The organism is Enterovibrio qingdaonensis (genome assembly GCF_028683135.1).
Taxonomy (GTDB): domain Bacteria; phylum Pseudomonadota; class Gammaproteobacteria; order Enterobacterales; family Vibrionaceae; genus Enterovibrio; species Enterovibrio qingdaonensis.
This window is the reverse complement of record NZ_JAJUBB010000011.1, coordinates 19,951-38,175: the sequence shown is the minus strand read 5'-3', so window position 1 is coordinate 38,175 and position 18,225 is coordinate 19,951. Positions and strand designations below refer to the sequence as shown.

General features: G+C 48.5%; 17 protein-coding genes. 15 read left to right on the top strand and 2 right to left on the bottom strand.

Going from position 1 to position 18,225, the window contains the following annotated elements:
- Positions 1-182 precede the first annotated feature (182 nt).
- From LRP49_RS15325 to LRP49_RS15315, 3 genes are read left to right on the top strand one after another with little or no spacing between them, the layout of a single operon-like run.
- A complete protein-coding gene (locus LRP49_RS15325) occupies positions 183-2,516 on the top strand; it encodes an efflux RND transporter permease subunit (protein WP_420791590.1) in 2,334 nt (777 codons plus the stop codon).
- Positions 2,517-2,533: 17 nt separating this feature from the next.
- Complete coding sequence (locus LRP49_RS15320; RefSeq protein ID WP_274143179.1) at positions 2,534-3,328, top strand: outer membrane lipoprotein-sorting protein; 795 nt, start codon at positions 2,534-2,536, stop codon at positions 3,326-3,328.
- A gap of 8 nt (positions 3,329-3,336) precedes the next feature.
- On the top strand, positions 3,337-4,512 hold the full coding sequence (locus tag LRP49_RS15315) for a hypothetical protein (RefSeq protein ID WP_420791589.1): 1,176 nt from the start codon (positions 3,337-3,339) through the stop codon (positions 4,510-4,512).
- Positions 4,513-4,560: 48 nt separating this feature from the next.
- Here the strand turns inward: LRP49_RS15315 and LRP49_RS15310 are convergent, their stop codons facing one another.
- Complete coding sequence (locus LRP49_RS15310) at positions 4,561-5,403, bottom strand: DUF72 domain-containing protein (RefSeq protein WP_274143289.1); 843 nt, start codon at positions 5,401-5,403, stop codon at positions 4,561-4,563.
- A 335-nt stretch (positions 5,404-5,738) separates the two neighbouring features.
- Here LRP49_RS15310 and aspS point away from each other — a divergent pair, with 335 nt between their 5' ends.
- The 7 genes from aspS (at position 5,739) to LRP49_RS15275 (ending at position 12,358) form a co-directional block, all read left to right on the top strand.
- On the top strand, positions 5,739-7,526 hold the full coding sequence (aspS, locus tag LRP49_RS15305) for an aspartate--tRNA ligase (protein ID WP_274143178.1): 1,788 nt from the start codon (positions 5,739-5,741) through the stop codon (positions 7,524-7,526).
- A gap of 241 nt (positions 7,527-7,767) precedes the next feature.
- Positions 7,768-8,514 carry a YebC/PmpR family DNA-binding transcriptional regulator gene (locus LRP49_RS15300; protein WP_274143177.1) on the top strand — a complete coding sequence of 249 codons (747 nt, stop codon included), beginning with the start codon at positions 7,768-7,770 and terminating at the stop codon, positions 8,512-8,514.
- A gap of 6 nt (positions 8,515-8,520) precedes the next feature.
- Positions 8,521-9,042, top strand: a complete 522-nt coding sequence (gene ruvC / locus LRP49_RS15295) for a crossover junction endodeoxyribonuclease RuvC (protein WP_274143176.1) — start codon at positions 8,521-8,523, stop codon at positions 9,040-9,042.
- Between the two features lie 141 nt (positions 9,043-9,183).
- Entirely contained in the window at positions 9,184-9,609 is a 426-nt protein-coding gene (locus tag LRP49_RS15290) for a hypothetical protein (protein ID WP_274143175.1), read from the top strand.
- A gap of 155 nt (positions 9,610-9,764) precedes the next feature.
- Positions 9,765-10,196 (top strand): hypothetical protein, encoded by a 432-nt coding sequence (locus LRP49_RS15285; protein WP_274143174.1) that lies wholly within the window; start codon positions 9,765-9,767, stop codon positions 10,194-10,196.
- Between the two features lie 92 nt (positions 10,197-10,288).
- A complete protein-coding gene (locus tag LRP49_RS15280; protein ID WP_274143173.1) occupies positions 10,289-12,091 on the top strand; it encodes an ABC transporter transmembrane domain-containing protein in 1,803 nt (600 codons plus the stop codon).
- 138 nt (positions 12,092-12,229) lie between these two features.
- Complete coding sequence (locus tag LRP49_RS15275) at positions 12,230-12,358, top strand: DUF3012 domain-containing protein (protein WP_420791593.1); 129 nt, start codon at positions 12,230-12,232, stop codon at positions 12,356-12,358.
- Between the two features lie 95 nt (positions 12,359-12,453).
- Here the strand turns inward: LRP49_RS15275 and deoD are convergent, their stop codons facing one another.
- The gene (deoD, locus tag LRP49_RS15270; RefSeq protein WP_274143171.1) at positions 12,454-13,164 is read right to left on the bottom strand and encodes a purine-nucleoside phosphorylase; all 711 of its coding nucleotides are present in this window, start codon (positions 13,162-13,164) and stop codon (positions 12,454-12,456) included.
- A gap of 143 nt (positions 13,165-13,307) precedes the next feature.
- On the opposite strand from deoD, the gene LRP49_RS15265 reads away from it, so the two are divergent.
- From LRP49_RS15265 to LRP49_RS15245, 5 genes are all read left to right on the top strand, one after another.
- On the top strand, positions 13,308-13,976 hold the full coding sequence (locus LRP49_RS15265; protein ID WP_274143170.1) for a Crp/Fnr family transcriptional regulator: 669 nt from the start codon (positions 13,308-13,310) through the stop codon (positions 13,974-13,976).
- Between the two features lie 185 nt (positions 13,977-14,161).
- Complete coding sequence (locus LRP49_RS15260) at positions 14,162-15,394, top strand: NupC/NupG family nucleoside CNT transporter (RefSeq protein ID WP_274143169.1); 1,233 nt, start codon at positions 14,162-14,164, stop codon at positions 15,392-15,394.
- A gap of 208 nt (positions 15,395-15,602) precedes the next feature.
- Entirely contained in the window at positions 15,603-17,015 is a 1,413-nt protein-coding gene (locus LRP49_RS15255; RefSeq protein ID WP_274143168.1) for a cytochrome ubiquinol oxidase subunit I, read from the top strand.
- Positions 17,015-18,013 (top strand): cytochrome d ubiquinol oxidase subunit II, encoded by a 999-nt coding sequence (gene cydB, locus LRP49_RS15250; protein ID WP_274143167.1) that lies wholly within the window; start codon positions 17,015-17,017, stop codon positions 18,011-18,013. The genes LRP49_RS15255 and cydB overlap by 1 nt, the downstream gene beginning before the upstream one ends.
- Positions 18,006-18,125, top strand: a complete 120-nt coding sequence (locus LRP49_RS15245; protein WP_274143166.1) for a DUF2474 domain-containing protein — start codon at positions 18,006-18,008, stop codon at positions 18,123-18,125. Before cydB ends, LRP49_RS15245 begins: the two co-directional genes overlap by 8 nt.
- Positions 18,126-18,225 lie beyond the last annotated feature (100 nt).

Sequence of the window (18,225 nt, the reverse complement as noted above, 5' to 3'; positions counted from 1 at the left end):
CCTATATTGACGAAAAGTCAGCAATGACGAATCGTCATATATGCTGTGAATACCATCTAAAGCACTGAGTGCTTTTTTTAGAATGGGGTTTGACGAAACGTCAAATTCACAGAATCTGTCAGGGAAGTAGTAAACCAGCTAAGCTGGTTTTTTTAATCAGAGTATATGACGGATCGTCACAAATGGAGAGTGTGATGAAACGTGATTTATCCCAATGGCCAACCGCACGGCCTTGGCTGTTCTTGTTCCTTAGCGTGTTTATTTCGCTATTAGCGGCATTTGGAGCCTCTAAGCTTTACTTCCGTGGAGACTACCAAATCTTTTTCGATGAAGGTAACCCGCAACTTCAAGCGTTTAAAGAGCTTGAAGCGACCTTCAACAAAACGGACACCCTTGCGATTGTCGTCGCGCCTGAAAACGGTGATGTGTTTACGCAAGAAAACCTGTCGTTGATCCAATACCTCACAGAAGAGGCATGGCAAACCCCCTTTGCAAGCCGTGTCGACTCAATCACCAACTACCAACATACCTCCGCAGAGTTAGATGACTTGCTGGTGGAAGATCTTGCTGCTGACTACATAGCGTTAGACGCGGCGAGGCGGGCATACATTCGTGATATTGCCTTGAACGAACCGCGCCTAGTGAACTCTGCGGTTTCTCAAGACGGCAGCGTGTCGGTCGTTACGATTACCTTCCAATTGCCGAATGGCGATCAAACCGTTCAGGTTAATGAAATTGCGGCATTCACAGACAGTCTGCTTGCCAAAGCGGGCGCGGAATACCCGAACGTCGATTTTCACCTTGGTGGCATCATTGCGATGAATAAAGCGTTTGCCGCCGCAGCGATGGATGACGGAAATACACTCGTTCCAATGATGTTTCTTGTGATTCTGGTTTTCCTCGGATTAATGCTGCGCTCATGGAAATTTGTGGCTGCGACCTTGGTGGTGATAGTGCTTACTATCGTCAGCACCATGGGACTGCTTGGTTGGGTGGGACATTACCTCAACAACGGTACGGTGAACGTGCCGACACTGATCATGACGCTTGCCGTCGCCGATTGTGTCCACTTGATTACTTCCTATGTGCATGCCCTGAGAGAAGGCAAAGACAAAAATGCGGCGATCACTTATGCATTGCGCGTTAACTTCCTCGCGCTGCTTATTACGTCCGTCACCACATCTATCGGTTTCTTGATGATGAACGCCTCGGACTCTCCGGTACTGCGTGACATGGGGAACCTTGCTGCTGTGGGTGTGATGATCGCGTTCTTCTTGTCTGTCACCTTGCTTCCGGCAATGCTCAAGTTGATGCCAATGAAAGTAAAACCCGCCAAAACGGGTGGCAACAAAGTCATGGCGTGGATTGCCAACACTGTCATTAAGCAGCATAAATTGATTCTGCCTGTGAGTGTGGTCGTGGTGGCGATTTCAGCGTCTTTGATGGTGCAAAACCAAGTTAATGACAACTCTGTTGAGTACTTTGGACCTGAAAATACCTTCCGCCAGGCCGCAGACTTTATGGAAGAGAACATCAGTGGCACAACGGCTATCAGTATTTCTATCAAATCGGGTGCACCGCAAGGGATCACTAAGCCTGTGTTCCTTAAAGGGGTAGATGAATTTACAACTTGGCTTCGCGCCCAGCCTGAAGTCGATCACGTTGCTTCAATTACCGATACCTTTAAGCGTTTGAACAAGAACATGCATGGAGATGATAACGCTTACTACCGTCTGCCAACGAACCCCGAGCTCGCTGCGCAATACCTGCTGTTGTATGAAATGTCACTGCCTTACGGCCTCGATCTCAACAACGAAGTCAACATCGACAAGTCAGCAGTCAAGTTACTACTGACCATCGATAACCTCGGTAGCGTAGAGCTTATTGAGCTGGAAACCCGCATGGACAATTGGTTTGCTGCGAACGCCGCGCAATACGAAATGGTTTCTTCCGGCCCTAACCTGATGTTTGCGCACATTGGCGAAACCAACATGGCAAGCATGCTGAAAACCTTGCCTATCGCATTGGTTCTTATTTCAGGCTTGCTGGTGTTTGCACTGCGCTCATGGCGATTAGGAGCCATCAGTTTGGTGCCGAATTTGGTGCCTGCCATCATCGGTTTTGGCTTATGGGCGGTGGTTTCCGGTCAGATTAACCTTGGTCTTTCCATTGTTATCACACTGACGTTGGGCATCGTGGTTGATGACACCGTGCATTTCCTCTCGAAATACCGCTACGCCCGTTTGCAAGGTCGCAATGTGGAAGATGGGATCCGCTATGCGTTTAGCACGGTAGGTCGCGCACTTTGGATAACGACCGTGGTGTTGGTGGCGGGCTTTAGCGTACTGGCGACCTCAGTGTTCCGTCTTAATGCGGATATGGGCATGTTGAGTGCGATGGTGATTTTCATCGCCCTTGTTGTCGATTTCGTCTTGCTGCCAGCGGTTCTGTTGGTGGCTGACCGCAAACCTTATGCACGTGAATCAGAAGAACTGGCGACACAAACCGCGCAATAATATTCAAGGAGTGAACAATGAGCATGATTAAAAAGATTTCTCAGGCTGTCGTCGTAGCATTGAGCCTGACCAGTGTGTCTTTGCCGCTTGTGGCTGATGAAGTGCGCGGCTTGGAAATTGCCAAAGAGCGAAAGCAGCGTGATGAAGGGTGGGGAGATACCGTTTCCGAACTGAGCATGATGTTGCAGAACGCCGCCGGTGATACCAGTGAGCGCAAACTTCGCATCAATACCCTAGAAATTGCCAATGATGGCGACAAAGGGCTGACCATCTTTGATGAACCCCGTGATGTGCGCGGAACGGTTTTCCTTAACTACTCACACGTAGAAGGGCCTGATGACCAGTGGCTTTATCTGCCAGCGTTGAAACGCGTGAAGCGTATTGCTTCTCGTAACAAGTCGGGTCCGTTTATGGGAAGTGAGTTTGCCTATGAAGATCTGAGCTCCTTTGAGTTGGAGAAATACACCTTCAACTACTTGGGGGATACGCAGGTAGAAGGAATGGACAGCTATATTGTTGAGCAAATTCCAACCGACAAATACTCAGGGTATACACGTCAAAAAGTGTGGTTGGACAAAGAGCACTATCGTCCTTTGAAAGTCGAATTCTATGACCGCCGAGATACCTTATTGAAGACGCTGACCTTCGAAGATTATCAGCAGTACCTCAATCAGTATTGGCGTGCGCACGAAATGGTGATGAAAAACCACCAGACTGGCAAAGTGACAACGCTAACCACGAGCAAATTGGCGTTTAACACGGGCTTGAAAGAAAAAGATTTCTCGAAATCCAGTCTCAAACGTGCGCGCTAGGAGGGCGGATGAAATCAGCAGTATTAGGGGCAGCCATGGCGTTAACTGCGCTGCCTTTAACCGCCTATGAGTATTTTGACGTTGAAGGCGAGTTGTCTTTCCAGCAGCGTCAATTTGCCGAAACGGGTGCGCAGGGTCAGGACAAAAGCCAAACTTCTATTGCCATTGAGCCCGAAATCTATTGGGAATCAGACGAGGGAAACACAAGCTTTGTGTTTTCCCCATTTTTTCGATGGGACTCGCTCGATGATGACAGGACGCATGGGGACGTACGCGAAGCCTTGCTGATGCATTATCAGGATAACTACGAGTTACGATTTGGCGTAGGCATTGTATTTTGGGGCGTGACGGAGTCGCAGCATTTGGTTGACGTGATTAACCAAACCGATGCTGTAGAAGCCGTTGATGGCGAAGTAAAACTTGGCCAGCCGATGATAAGTATGGGTTGGGAGTTCGACGAAAGCCTGCTTGATGTGTATCTCCTGCCGTATTTCAGGGAGCGCACTTTTTCAACGTCTGACGGTCGCTTGGCGGTGCCTGGAATGGGGGATGTAGACGCGCACTACGAATCAAGCCATGAAGAGTTCTACCCCGATATCGCGGCACGTTACGCGGTGACGTATGACGAGTGGGATGTGGGACTGAGTGGCTTTCATGGTACCAACCGTGACCCGTATTTCGTGAACAACTTGTCGAACAATATCGCGCCATATTATGCATTGATGACGCAAGTCGGCTTGGATGTTCAAGCTATCTACGGTGATTGGCTGTGGAAAGCGGAAGCGATTCGCAGGTTCAGCTTGGATTCAAACACGGCCTTTACGGGTGGGTTTGAATACACCTATGTCGGTGTGAATGATGGCATCACAGACCTAGGCTTTCTGGTTGAATACCTGTATGACAGCCGTGGTGAAGACGCCCCCGTCGCTGGGCAAAATGATGTGTTTGCAGGTTTACGCTGGGTATTGAATGACTTGGACGGCACGGAGTTTTTGATTGGCGGTACCGTCGATTTGGACGATACCGATTCTAGGACGGTGAGACTCGAATCGAGCGGTCGCTTCTCAAATGATTGGAGCTGGACGGTAACAGGAAGGATATTTGATTCCAACGATACGTCAGACCCGGTTTACGCGTTGAGAAAGGATGACTTTCTGGAAGCAGAAATCAGCTGGTATTTCTAACGCTGAATCACGCTATTTGGTTATGGCTTTTTGCTAATAGCTATTTGATTATAAAAGTGCAATCTGTCCATCACTTGGTGTCTCGGGTTTAACGGGCGAAAGAGGTGGCAGATTGTTCTGCTTTTCTAGCAACTGATAAAAATGCTCTGCCAATTGCGGAGCTTGGTCATTATTCGCCGTGTGGATCATCAGATACGGTGTTTTCCCTTCATGGATCCACACTGGGATCTTCGATAGCCAATTTGCAAAGAAATGATCGTTTCGTTCCAATGTGGGATCGCCAATAAAGCGCACCATTGGAGTGTCTGCGGTGGCGATAGCATGTACCGGGACTCGCGGTTTTTTCTGTTGTGCATCAAGCAAGGCATCGGTATCCGCAGGGACAGCAAACACGGGACGGCTGTCCATGATGATTCTGTTCGCGCCCGCTTCGATCAGCATGGCGTTCAACGCTTTCTCTTCATCACCCTTTGCAAAAAACGCAGGGTGACGCACTTCCACACCGACTTTGAATGCGGCTGGCATTGCTGCTAAAAACCGCTGCAAATCCGCGAGATGTTCAGGCCCAAACGCTGCAGGTAGTTGGATTTTCCAAAGCCCAATGCGTTCGTGTAATGGCTGCATCAGGGTAATGAATTCGGACACCATGGCATCAGAGTGGCGCAACATCATCTGGTGCGTAATTGGCTGAGGGAATTTAAACGTAAAGCGGAACGCGTCGCTGGTGGCTGCTTTCCAATTCGCGACTGTGGCATGAGAAGGGCTGGCGTAAAACGTCGTATTGCCTTCAACCGTGTTAAATACTTCTGCATAACGCGCAAGACGGTCACCCGATTTGGTGCCAGCAGGGTAAAATTCACGCTGCCATGCATTATGGGACCATTGGGTCATGCCGAGACGAAGTGGTGGTGTGGTCAGCTGGGAAAGCGGCGTTTGCAAGACAGAATCCTTTCGTGTTTGTGAGCCACTATTGTTAATTCGATGGTGTGGCGAGGTCAATCTGTGCTGATTTTTTGCGCAATTGGGCGGTTTTCATCGATTCAGTTGGCACTGATTTCCCGCAGGCTCAAATTTTCCTTTATAATACCCCGCTTTTTTGAAATATTCAGACTTTGGCTGTTTGATAGCTCTCAGCGGAAGTCAGCAGAGCTTTCTGCAAACCTCTTATTCGATACTTTGCGTTTACGGACGTGAAAGGACAGTTAGTAACAGATCGGGAAATTCATATGCGCACCCAATATTGTGGTCACCTGAACAAAGCCCTAGCAGGGCAAACTGTAGAACTATGCGGCTGGGTTAACCGTCGTCGCGATTTAGGCGGTCTTATCTTTATCGATATGCGTGACCGTGAAGGTATCGTTCAGGTAGTTGTAGACCCAGATATGAAAGATATCTTTGAGGTTGCTAACCAACTGCGTAACGAATTCTGTATCAAGATCACGGGTGAAGTTCGCCTGCGTCCTGAAAGCCAAATCAACAAAGGTATGGCTACGGGTGAAGTTGAAGTACTGGCGAGCGGCGTTGAGATCATCAACCGTGCAGCTCCACTTCCACTGGACTTCAACCAAAACAACTCTGAAGAGCAACGTCTGAAGCACCGTTACCTTGATCTGCGTCGTCCAGAAATGAGCGACCGCATTAAACTGCGTGCAAAAGCGTCTAGCTTCGTTCGTCGTTTCTTGGATGAAAATGGCTTCCTGGATATCGAAACGCCTGTACTGACGAAAGCGACACCAGAAGGTGCACGTGACTACTTGGTACCAAGCCGTGTTCACAAAGGTAGCTTCTACGCGCTGCCTCAGTCTCCTCAGCTGTTCAAGCAATTGCTGATGATGTCTGGTTTTGACCGTTACTACCAAATCGTAAAATGTTTCCGTGACGAAGATTTGCGTGCAGACCGTCAGCCAGAATTCACCCAAATCGATATCGAAACCTCATTCATGAGCGCGGACCAAGTGCGTGAAGTGACTGAGAAGATGGTTCGTGACATGTGGCAAGAGCTGCTGAACGTGGATCTGGGTCAATTCCCAACCATGACTTTTGCAGAAGCAATGCGTCGTTTCGGTTCTGACAAACCAGACCTGCGTAACCCGCTGGAAATGGTTGACGTTGCAGACCTACTGAAAGACGTTGAGTTCAAAGTGTTCTCTGGCCCAGCGAACGACCCGAAAGGTCGCGTAGCGGTTATCCGTGTACCAGGTGGTGCTGAGCTTTCTCGTAAGCAAATCGACGACTACACCAAGTTCGTTGGCATCTACGGCGCGAAAGGTCTGGCATGGTTGAAAGTAAACGACCGCGCAGCTGGCATGGAAGGCATTCAGTCTCCTGTTGCTAAGTTCCTGAATGAAGAAGTTGTTAACGGTATTCTGGAGCGTACTGGCGCAGAAACTGGCGATATCATCCTGTTTGGTGCTGACAGCAAGAAAGTGGTTACCGAAGCATTGGGCGCACTGCGTCTGAAGCTGGGTACTGACATGGGCCTGACTGACACCAACAAGTGGGCACCACTGTGGGTTGTTGATTTCCCAATGTTTGAAGAAGACGACGAGGGTAACCTGCATGCTATGCACCACCCATTCACGTCTCCTTTGGGCATGACAGCAGAAGAGCTGCGCGCAAACCCTGCGGCTGCTAACTCTAACGCATACGACATGGTACTAAACGGCTACGAAGTAGGCGGTGGTTCTGTGCGTATTCACAACGCTGACATGCAGTCAGTTGTGTTTGATATTCTGGGTATCGATGCAGACGAGCAGAAACTGAAGTTTGGCTTCCTGCTAGAAGCTCTGAAGTACGGTACGCCACCACACGCTGGTCTGGCATTCGGCCTTGACCGTTTGGTTATGCTGCTGTGTGGCACTGAGAACATCCGTGATGTTATCGCGTTCCCGAAAACAACCGCAGCGGCGTGTCTGCTGACCGACGCACCAAGCCTTGCGAACCCTGCATCGCTTGAAGAACTTGCGATTGCAGTAACTGCAGCTGCGAAGAAAAACGAAGAAAACGACGCGTAAGTCGTACTGATTTCTTCTAAGGTCTACAGACCTGAATAAATAAGGCCAGATTATCTGGCCTTATTTGTTTCTAAACCACACACCTAAAGCCAGCAGATATGGGGTTTATCCCAGAAAGTATTTGTTTGTTTTGTTATAAGTTTCTATCAAAGTAAAAACCAGACATCGAATGTCTTTACCTTAAGGATTGGGTGTTTTCGTTAAACACCTACAGACAACGGGTAAAGTAAGGAGAGAAAACATGGCAGGTCACAGTAAATTCGCCAACATCAAACACCGTAAAGCGGCACAAGACGCAAAGCGTGGCAAAATTTTCACCAAACTGATCCGTGAAATCACCGTCGCGGCGAAAGAGGGCGGCCCTGAGCCAGAAAACAACCCACGCCTTCGCGCTGCGATTGATAAGGCACTGTCGAACAACATGACCCGTGACACGGTAAACCGCGCGGTGACTCGTGGTGCGGGTGGTGAAGGTGACGAGAACATGGAAACCGTGATCTATGAAGGTTACGGCCCTGCAGGTACGGCAGTCATGGTGGAATGTATGACTGATAACCGTAACCGCACTGTGTCTGGTGTTCGTCATGCGTTTTCAAAAGCGGGTGGCAATTTAGGTACCGACGGCAGTGTAAATTACCTGTTCGATAAGAAAGGGGTAATTTCTTACGCGCCAGGACTGGACGAAGACGCAGTCATGGAAGCGGCACTGGAAGGTGGCGCAGACGATGTTGAAACCAATGATGACGGTTCTATCGACGTTTACACAACGCCAGCTGATTTCGGTTCGGTCAAAGATGCACTGGATGCGGCAGGCTTTGAAGCACAAAACGCAGAAGTCACCTTGGTGCCTTCGACGAAAGCTGACCTTGATGAATCATCAGCCCCTAAATTGCTTCGTCTTATCGATGCATTGGAAGATTTGGATGACGTTCAAGAGGTTTACCACAACGGTGAGATCTCTGACGAAGTCGCAGCAACATTGGAATAACCGCTCGTGGCAATTATTCTCGGGATTGACCCGGGTTCGCGGATCACTGGCTACGGCGTGATCCGCCATCAAGGACGTAATTTAGAGTACCTTGGTAGTGGCTGTATTCGTACAGATTCTGAAGACTTAGCGGGAAAGCTTGGCCAAATCTTTGCGGGTGTGAGTGAGGTGATCACCCAGTTTCAGCCAGATACGTTTGCCATTGAGCAGGTGTTTATGGCAAGAAATGCGGATTCGGCATTGAAGCTGGGTCAGGCGCGCGGCAGTGCCATTGTTGCTGCCGTGAATGCGGGATTACCCGTCAGTGAGTACGCAGCCCGCTTGATTAAGCAAGCCGTTGTCGGTAAAGGTAGTGCGGATAAGAAACAAGTGCAGGCGATGGTTGTGCATATGTTGAAGTTACCCGCGACGCCACAGGCCGATGCCGCAGATGCGTTGGCGGTGGCAATTTGTCACGCGCACACTAATCATACCTTGGTGGCAATGGCCGGGCAGGCCAAAAGTGCCCGCCGAGGTCGTTACCGTTAAGTATTTTGGATACTGAAAAAGCAGCCTTTTGGCTGCTTTTTTTATTTCTCCCGTCTCATTATTAGTTTGAAAGCGATTAGATAAATCCTCGTTCTTTTCTATGGTTGTTAAAGAGAAATCAATATTTTGAACGGGGAAACCATGAAATACGTAAAATGGGGACTGAGTATTTTTATTGCGTTTGTATTTGTTCAATCGCTTTTCTTTAAGTTTTCAGGCTCGCCGGAAACAGAATTCATTTTTGGCACGTTAGGTAAGTGGTCTGGACTTGCGTGGTTTGGGCAATACGGTGCTTACATGGTGGGGATTGTGGAACTGATTGCCTCCGTATTGTTGTTTACCCGTCTCCATGCTTTAGGCGCATTTCTGGCGATTGGTACCATGACAGGGGCGATTTTCTTCCACTTGTTTACGCCGATTGGTGTCGCCCAGCCTGCTTTTGACGCGGCAGGAAAGGTCGTCGGCAATGACGGTGGTACATTGTTTGTCATGGCCTGTTTAGTCTGGCTTTCTGCCGCGTTTCTGTTGTACCAAACCAAACGTGGGGATAGGGAAGAAGTCGATTAATCCTGCAAGCTTAGTGAAATTGATGCCTCAATTCGTTGAGCTGCCTTCCGAGTGACAGACAACTGTTTGGTGTTCCTCTTCTAGAATGTTGCAATTGGTGGTTAGCACAGGCTTGTGCTCGACGACAAAAAGTGCAACGGAGGTAAGGAATACCAATGCGTTACATTCTGGGCATGATGCTCGCGCTACTTTTGAACACGGGGAGCGTGTTCGCCGCTGATTACATGTACTACGATTCGACCTATAAAAAAATAAAGGTCGGTTCCTCCACTGAACGATCCCTCAAGCAATTCCACGGTAAAGCATTGCGCACCATTGAGAAGGACAAATTTACCCTGTTTAGGTATCGAAAGTTTGATGCCGCCGTGAATAAGCATGATGGAAAGGTTCGCTCTATCATCATTTACGATCGCAGCTTTAAAGACCGAAATTACCTTAAAATTGGGGATAGTAGATCTAAAGTAGAGCGTGCTCTTAAAAAGGATGTGAGTGGCGACAATGCTATCGATCAGGTCAACGGAATTGTGTACTGGTTTGACGGAAATCGCATTGAAAAGATTGTGCTCGCACACCGATTGCATCGCTAGTTTTACGCAGTGTTGTAAATAATCGGTCGTCAAACTGCGTAAAAGTAGTGTAAAACGTTGGTAATCCAACGTTTGTTTTTTCAGGACGATTTGTGTCAGATTCCCGCAATTCTCAGCACCATAACACTCGGTCAATTTTGGCTTGGGTCTCGTCGTTTCTAAAACCTTATAAAAACCGCGTTCTCGCGGCGGTGTTCTTTCTCTTTTTGGGGTCACTGAGTTGGCTTGCATTGGGGCAAGGTGTGAGGCTGGTGGTTGATGAAGGCTTTCTGTCGGGCAATGCTTCTGAGCTAAACCAAATCGTCCTTGTTATTCTCGCGATTACCTTTGTTAGTGGCATCGCGACCTTCTGCCGCTTCTACTTAATGAGTTGGCTGGGTGAGCGCGTGAGTGCAGATATTCGCATTCGTGTATATCAGCAACTTCTGCTTTTGACGCCTTCCTTCTATGCCAAGGAACGAACAGGGGAGGTTATCAGCCGATTTACCGCGGATACGACTTTACTTCAAACCGTTGTTGGCTCCAGTTTGTCGATGGCACTTCGCTCAGGAGTCTCTGTGTTAGGTGGGTTGGTGATGATGGGGATCACCAGCGTGAAGTTAACAGCATTGGTACTGCTTGCTGTGCCTGTTGTTCTTGTGCCAATTGGTGTGCTTGGTAGACGAGTCCGCAAACTCGCCCGCGTGAGTCAGGACAAAGTCGCCGATTTGGGTGCGCACGTTGATGAAACTCTGCATGAGATCCGCACAGTGCAGTCTTATAACCACGAACAAACAGAGGCCTCGGTATTCCAGTCACGTGTGGAAACGGTGATGGATGCAGCCAAACTACGCATTCGATACCGCGCGACGTTAATGGCATCTGTCGTTCTGTTAAGTATTGTCGCCATTATTCTCGTGACATGGGTGGGCGCATTGAATGTGTTGGATGGCTCGTTGTCTGCTGGTGAACTGTCGGCCTTTATGTTTTATGCCCTTTTGGTCGCGGGTGGTGTCGCGACAATCAGTGAGGTTATCGGTGACATTCAGCGCGCGGCTGGCGCAACGGAGCGTTTGATTGAGCTGTCAGACATGCAGCCAGACATTGTTGAAACGTCCTCACCCATTGTGTTTCCTCAGCATGGCAAAGGCGACTTGGTATTTGAAGATGTGACCTTTGCCTACCCAGGAAAGGGCAACCAGAACGTTTTCCAATCTTTGTCTTTTTCTATTAAGGCCGGCGAGCGTGTTGCGCTAGTCGGGCCGAGTGGGGCGGGGAAAAGTTCCGTTTTTGCGCTTCTTCAACGTTTCTTCGACGTGCAAAGCGGCACCATTCGAATCGATGATTCGCCGATAAAGCAGCTAACATTGAAGCGTCTGCGTGAGCAATTTGCTTTGGTGCCGCAAGAGTCAGTGATCTTTGCAACCAGCGTGTTTGAAAACGTCAGGTACGGCAAACCGGAAGCATCAATTGAAGAAGTGATGCGTGCTTGCCAGGCAGCGTCGGCCCATGGTTTCATTTCTGAATTCCCTGAGGGTTATCATACTGAGCTGGGAGAGCGTGGTGTGCGCTTGTCGGGCGGTCAGAAACAACGGATCTCGATTGCGCGCGCCATTTTGGCAGACCGTCCCGTGTTGTTACTTGATGAAGCAACAAGTGCCTTAGATGCAGTCAGTGAGCACCATGTGAAACACGCACTCGATGCCTTAATGCAGAATAAAACATCGCTGGTGATTGCGCACAGGCTCGCAACAGTCGTGAATGCCGATCGCATACTGGTACTTGATAAAGGCAATATAGTGGCGACCGGCACGCATCGCGAGTTGATGGATACTAGCCCTTTGTACCGTGAGTTTGCATCACTTCAACTGGTGGCGTCTGATGCCGCGCATCTTGATGATGCTGTCGGTAATTAATCCTGCAGATTAGGATTTTTTTGTGGCTTTGAGATCAGTCGCGGAGTCTGTTACCTGATACTTTTGCGAATATCGGGTCTATCGAATGAGAAGAAACAAGGAAGTACGATGAAAAAACTTATTGCAGCAGTGTTCGTGATGCTGTTTGTGGCGGGTTGTTCGCCAGAAGTAGGCAGTAAAGAATGGTGTAATGATCTTAAAGAAAAACCGAAAGGGGATTGGACAGCCAGCGAAGCGGGTGATTTCGCTAAGCACTGTATCTTCTAAAACACTTGAGTTGCCTAGATACAACAAAAAGGCAGGGGAGACCCTGCCTTTAACGTATTGTTGTGTTTGTACCCAAATACTATGTTTGTGTACTTTTATAGAGAAACTGCTGTATCCAGAGCCAGACCGATCATGTCATTCAGAGTCGTAACACGGTCTTCGGCACTTAGGCCTTCGTGACGGATAATGTGGTCAGTCACGGTGCAGATTGCCAGTGCGCGAACACCGAACTCAGCCGCCAAGCTGTAGAATGCACTTACTTCCATTTCAACGCCGTACACGCCGTATTTTGCCAGAAGTGGGTAGAAGTCTTCGTCTGGACGGTAGAACATGTCAGAAGAGAACACGTTACCAACCTTTACAGACAGTTCTTTTTCTTTTGCTACGTCTACTGCGGTGCGCAGCATGTCGTAGTTAGCGATTGCTGCGAAGTCGTGGTCACGTAGGCGGGTGCGGTTCATTTTTGAATCCGTTGATGCGCCCATTGCGATAACCAAATCCATCAACTTAACATCATCATGGATTGCACCACAGCTGCCAATACGGATAAGGTTTTTGATGCCGTAGTGGTTGATCAGCTCGTGAACGTAGATAGAAGCAGATGGCGCACCCATGCCATGGCCCATAACAGACAGTTTTTTGCCTTTATAGAAACCAGTGAAGCCCAGCATGCCGCGAACGTCAGTCACTTGAACTGCGTCTTCTAAAAAGTTCTCAGCAATGTATTTAGCGCGTTGCGGGTCACCCGGCATCAGAATCGTTTCTGCAAAATCACCTGGGTTAGCATTGATATGTGGAGTTGCCATTTTAGCTCCTAAAGGATAATGTTGTGACGCGCTTACTCTAGGGTGTTGTGCAACTCGAAAAAAGGACACTTGTCCGTTAACAACCTTATCCATGCCACAAAACGGAGCTTTGCCTTTAGGCGACTCACGGAAACGAGTCTTTCATGGTTTTACTAAGACGTGATGGTATGTCTCTTCAGGCTCAAACTTCGCTTTTCCAATCGTTATTAAATCAACCTTTTTGTCGCCCTTTTAAAATTCATAAAGGTGATACCTTTGTGGTTCAAGGTGAGAGTGCTAACCAGTTGTTTTTAATAAATAACTGTGACTTTTCCGTGTCTTATCTAACACCCGCTGGGAAACGCTATATAGTGAACTCTCAACGTGGGTTCACGGGAGTGTTAGGTGAAATGGAAGTCTTTCGGCCAGAGGGGCGGTATGTGTTCAGCGTGACTGCGCTGAATGATGCAAATGGTTATCAAATCAGTCGTGCAAAATTATTGGAGGCGGTTGCTCAACAGCCCGATATGGCCCTCAATTTCCTGCAGTTAGTGACGGGAAGATATGAAGAATCCATTGGTCATACATTGAGCAATATTCTGTATACACTGAGATTCAATATTATCCGTGTGATGCTGAATAAATCCGCGGAGGCGAATGACGGTTGGTTTGAGTTTAAAACAGACCAACATGCCAGTGAGTTGGGTGCGACAACTCGCGCGTTTCGCCGCGTGGTTAAAGACTTGGTGGACGAAGGCGTGGTGGATAAAAAACGCAGCACCTACCGTATAGCAAACCTGGATGCCCTCAAAAACGAGCTGGAAGACTGCTGATCGCAAACGGTTTCGTTTTTAATGATGATCCTCTCACTTTCTCACTTTATTTGGTCCGATCTGTTCGCAAACTGACCGAAAGGGACAAGTGTCCTTCTTTTCAAATCCTGCCGACGTTACAACACGCTCGGCAGCGACAAACTCGCTAGATTAACGCTTTTTGCCCACTAGAGATCATCCCGTTTATGAGTATCATCATGAGCCTTATCGGCATGGCATCCCTGATTGCTATCGCCGTATTACTATCCGATAACCGTAAGAAAATTAACGTTCGCACTGTTGGTGGCGCACTTGCTATTCAGGTCGCGTTTGGTGCGTTCGTTATGTACGTTCCTTTTGGTCAAGCTATGCTCCAAACCGTCGCAGATGGTGTTGGTAGTGTCATTAATTATGCAAACGATGGCTTGGCATTCACCTTTGGCGATTTGGCGAAATACAAAGTTGGTTTTGTTTTCGTCATTAATGTTTTGTGTGTTGTTATCTTCATTTCTGCGCTGATCTCTGTGCTTTACTATCTGAAAATTATGCAGAAAGTGATTGCTGTCATCGGCGGTGCATTGAAAAAAGTACTGGGTACCAGCCACGCAGAATCCATGTCAGCGACAGCAAACATTTTTGTTGGCCCAATTGAAGCACCGTCGTTGGTACGTCCTTTCGTTCATAGCATGACGCGCTCTGAGTTGTTCGCTGTGATGGCCGGTGGTTTAGCATCGGTGGCTGGTGGCACCATGATTGGTTACATCAATCTGGGTATTGATGTGAAATACATCCTGACTGCGTGTTTCATGACTGCACCTGCGGGTCTACTGTTCGCGAAACTGCTTTGTCCTGAAGTGGATGAGCCGAAGAAAACCATCGAAGCGACCGTTGAAGAAAATGGCGACGAGCCAGAAACCTTGTTGGATGCAATCACTCAAGGTTCGATGATTGGTCTTCAGCAAGTCGCATGTGTTACCGCACTGCTGATTTCATTTGTTGCACTAACGGCATTGCTAAATGGCATCGTGGGTGCACTGGCTGGCTTGATTGGCTTTGAAGGTATCACTGTTCAGTTGATTCTGGGCTACTTGCTGTCACCACTGGCGTTCTTGCTGGGTGTGCCTTGGGATGAAGCGGTTACTGCAGCATCTTTAATTGGTCAGAAGATTGTTATCAACGAATTCGTGGCATACGTGAGCTTCCTAGATGTGGCTGATGCGCTGTCAGAGAAAACTCAGGCAATCATCATTTTTGCACTGTGTGGCTTTGCTAACATCGGCTCATTGGCGATGGTTATCGGTGGTTTGAGTGCAATGTCTCCAGCGCGTCGTAAAGAGTTCAACAAGATTGGTGTACGAGCACTTCTGGCAGCTATCCTTGCTAACTTGATGAGCGGAACGATTGCTGGCTTGCTGGTGTCTCTCGGCAGCATCATGTAACACTGGAAACAAATGAGAATTCAGAGAGCGGGCCTTGAGCCCGCTTTTCTTTTTATATTCATTGAGATAGTAAAACTGAACTAATGAACGCCTAGAATTACTCGTGCTAGATGTTTGTTATATGTGATCGCATTGCGTCTATACAGCGTTGATACAGTGAGAAATCACTTGATACACATCGAATCTGTTGTGCCATGCGGAGGCAAGAATGTCAGAACTTGCAGTGGATCTCGCTCGAATCCAGTTTGCTTTTACAGTTTCATTCCACATCATTTTTCCTGCGTTTTCTATCGGACTCGCCAGCTACATTACGGTGCTGGAGGCCCTGCATTTGAAAACCCGCCAACATCAGTTCTTAGAGCTTTCAAAGTATTGGACCAAGATTTTTGCAGTGACGTTCGGCATGGGCGTAGTGAGTGGCATTGTCATGAGTTACCAATTCGGCACAAATTGGGGTGTGTTTTCTGACAAGACAGGTCCGGTGCTCGGCCCTTTGATGGGTTATGAAGTGCTGACGGCCTTTTTCTTAGAAGCGGGCTTTCTCGGTATCATGTTGTTTGGTCGGGAGCGGGTTGGGGAACGGCTGCATTTCCTTGCGGTGGCAGTAGTGGCATTTGGCACGCTGCTGTCTGCAACGTGGATTCTCTCGGTCAACAGTTGGATGCAGACGCCGGCTGGCTTCTCTTATAACGAGCAAGGGCAGTTTATTGTGACCGATTGGTTCGAGGTGGTGTTCAATCCTTCTTTTCTATATCGCCTTGTTCACATGGTCATTGCTGCCTACCTGACCACCGCTTTCATGGTGGCAGGCGTGGGAGCTTGGCACCTACTGCGTGCGCCACACAATGAGCTTGCGCGGATCAGTTTATCCATGGGAATGTGGATGGCTCTGCTTGTGACTCCCATTCAAATTGTGGCGGGAGACATGCACGGGCTTAATACCCTTGAGCATCAGCCAATGAAAGTGGCAGCGATGGAGGGGCATTTTGAAACCCGCAAAGGCGCACCACTGATCTTGTTTGGAATACCAAACGAGGAAACCGAAACGGTCGATTACAAAGTCGAGATCCCTTACCTTGGTAGCATCATACTGACCCACTCCGTCGACGGTGAGATCAAAGGGCTGAAAAGCGTTCCCCCCGAAGATAGGCCACCTGTCGCGATTGTGTTTTGGAGTTTCCGCATCATGGTCGCCGTCGGCTTCTTGATGCTCGCAATTGGTTTGACATCCCTTTGGCTAAGGCGAAAGAAGGCTCTTTACGAAACGCCTTGGTTTCTCAAAATCTGCACTTGGAGTGCCCCATGTGGTTTTGTTGCGATTTTGGCGGGTTGGGTAACCACGGAAGTTGGTCGTCAGCCTTATACCGTTTACGGACACTTGCGAACCGTTGACTCGGTGTCTCCCATTGATGCTGCGGCGGTGGGTACGTCGCTCGCTGTGTTTGTTGTCGTCTACTTTGCGATTTTTGGAGCAGGTATTTATTACCTTCTCAAGCTCATGCGTAAATCACCGACGAAATATGAACAGGATTTGGACAGCCGTGTGGTCACACGTCTTTCTCATGGTAATGCGAGTCACGATATTGTGGATGACGCTTCACCAAGACAAGGAGAATCGTAATGGATTACGCATTGATTTGGGCGGTCATCATTGCCATAGCGGTACTTGCTTACGTTATCTTGGATGGGTTCGACTTAGGTGTAGGGATTTTATTCCCATCATTAAATGATGACGAAAAAGATGCGGCAATGAATTCCATTGCCCCCATTTGGGATGGAAACGAAACCTGGTTGGTGTTAGGCGGTGGTGGGCTGTTTGCAGTGTTTCCATTAGCCTACTCTGTGATCATGCCTGCCGTGTACGCCCCTATCATTGCCATGCTTATCGGGCTTATCTTCCGAGGCGTAGCGTTTGAATATCGTTACCGAACGAAAAAGGGGCGATATCTGTGGGATTGGTCTTTTGCGGGAGGGTCGTTCGTTGCCACGTTTTCACAAGGGATGATTCTCGGCACATTACTTCAGGGAATTGAGGTTGCAGACCGCCAATATGCAGGTGGGTGGTTTGATTGGCTGACACCGTTTTCTATTTTCTGCGGGATTGCTGTGACGATGGGTTATACCTTACTTGGCGGATGCTGGCTGCTGATCAAAACTTCGGGGTCGATTGAGGCTAAGTTGTTCCCCAAGTGTAAGCGTTTGACACTCATGTTCCTCGCAGCCATTGGTGTAGTCAGTATATGGCTCCCTTTTATTTCGCCGGAAATTGCGGCGCGTTGGTTTACGTTTCCGAACGCGGCCGCCTTCTTCCTGATACCCATTATTTCAGCTTGCGCTGCTTATAAGCTTTGGCACTCGTTGAGTGCGCAAAAAGCACTTGCTGCCTACATGTGGACGTTGGTTATTTACCTGATGGCGTTTGCAGGATTCGCCATCAGCATTTTCCCTTACATGGTGCCACGAGCCATTACCCTATGGGAGGCGGCTGCACCTGAGAACAGCCTTAAGTTCTTGTTCGCCGGGGCAGCCTTCTTATTGCCAATCATTATTGCTTACTCGGCGTATTCGTATTGGGTGTTTCGTGGCAAGGTTAGAGCGGACGAGGGCTACCATGAATAAAGCGATGAAGTCTGGCCTTTGGTTTATCGGTCTTTGGCTTATTGGGGTGGGTGCGGTCAGTGTGCTGGCTCTCTTCATAAAACTCACTATGAAGTGGGTAAATCTTATCTGATCACTTGCCCAATTCTAGGACGTAATCCGGATTAAAACTGGATATCTATCCAGTTGTTTATTATCCTAACGGCAATTGTAACCAGAATACCGAGTTTCTA

What these genes read in the sequence shown, in the direction of transcription:
- LRP49_RS15300 (WP_274143177.1), top strand. Translation starts at nt 7,768, where the DNA reads ATGGCAGGTCACAGTAAATTCGCCAACATCAAACACCGTAAAGCGGCA.
- LRP49_RS15310 (WP_274143289.1), bottom strand. Translation starts at nt 5,403, where the DNA reads ATGACCCAATGGTCCCATAATGCATGGCAGCGTGAATTTTACCCTGCT.
- aspS (WP_274143178.1), top strand. Translation starts at nt 5,739, where the DNA reads ATGCGCACCCAATATTGTGGTCACCTGAACAAAGCCCTAGCAGGGCAA.
- LRP49_RS15315 (WP_420791589.1), top strand. Translation starts at nt 3,337, where the DNA reads ATGAAATCAGCAGTATTAGGGGCAGCCATGGCGTTAACTGCGCTGCCT.
- LRP49_RS15255 (WP_274143168.1), top strand. Translation starts at nt 15,603, where the DNA reads ATGTCAGAACTTGCAGTGGATCTCGCTCGAATCCAGTTTGCTTTTACA.
- deoD (WP_274143171.1), bottom strand. Translation starts at nt 13,164, where the DNA reads ATGGCAACTCCACATATCAATGCTAACCCAGGTGATTTTGCAGAAACG.
- LRP49_RS15325 (WP_420791590.1), top strand. Translation starts at nt 183, where the DNA reads ATGGAGAGTGTGATGAAACGTGATTTATCCCAATGGCCAACCGCACGG.
- LRP49_RS15260 (WP_274143169.1), top strand. Translation starts at nt 14,162, where the DNA reads ATGAGTATCATCATGAGCCTTATCGGCATGGCATCCCTGATTGCTATC.
- cydB (WP_274143167.1), top strand. Translation starts at nt 17,015, where the DNA reads ATGGATTACGCATTGATTTGGGCGGTCATCATTGCCATAGCGGTACTT.
- LRP49_RS15320 (WP_274143179.1), top strand. Translation starts at nt 2,534, where the DNA reads ATGAGCATGATTAAAAAGATTTCTCAGGCTGTCGTCGTAGCATTGAGC.
- LRP49_RS15265 (WP_274143170.1), top strand. Translation starts at nt 13,308, where the DNA reads ATGGTTTTACTAAGACGTGATGGTATGTCTCTTCAGGCTCAAACTTCG.
- LRP49_RS15245 (WP_274143166.1), top strand. Translation starts at nt 18,006, where the DNA reads ATGAATAAAGCGATGAAGTCTGGCCTTTGGTTTATCGGTCTTTGGCTT.
- LRP49_RS15285 (WP_274143174.1), top strand. Translation starts at nt 9,765, where the DNA reads ATGCGTTACATTCTGGGCATGATGCTCGCGCTACTTTTGAACACGGGG.
- LRP49_RS15275 (WP_420791593.1), top strand. Translation starts at nt 12,230, where the DNA reads ATGCTGTTTGTGGCGGGTTGTTCGCCAGAAGTAGGCAGTAAAGAATGG.
- LRP49_RS15290 (WP_274143175.1), top strand. Translation starts at nt 9,184, where the DNA reads ATGAAATACGTAAAATGGGGACTGAGTATTTTTATTGCGTTTGTATTT.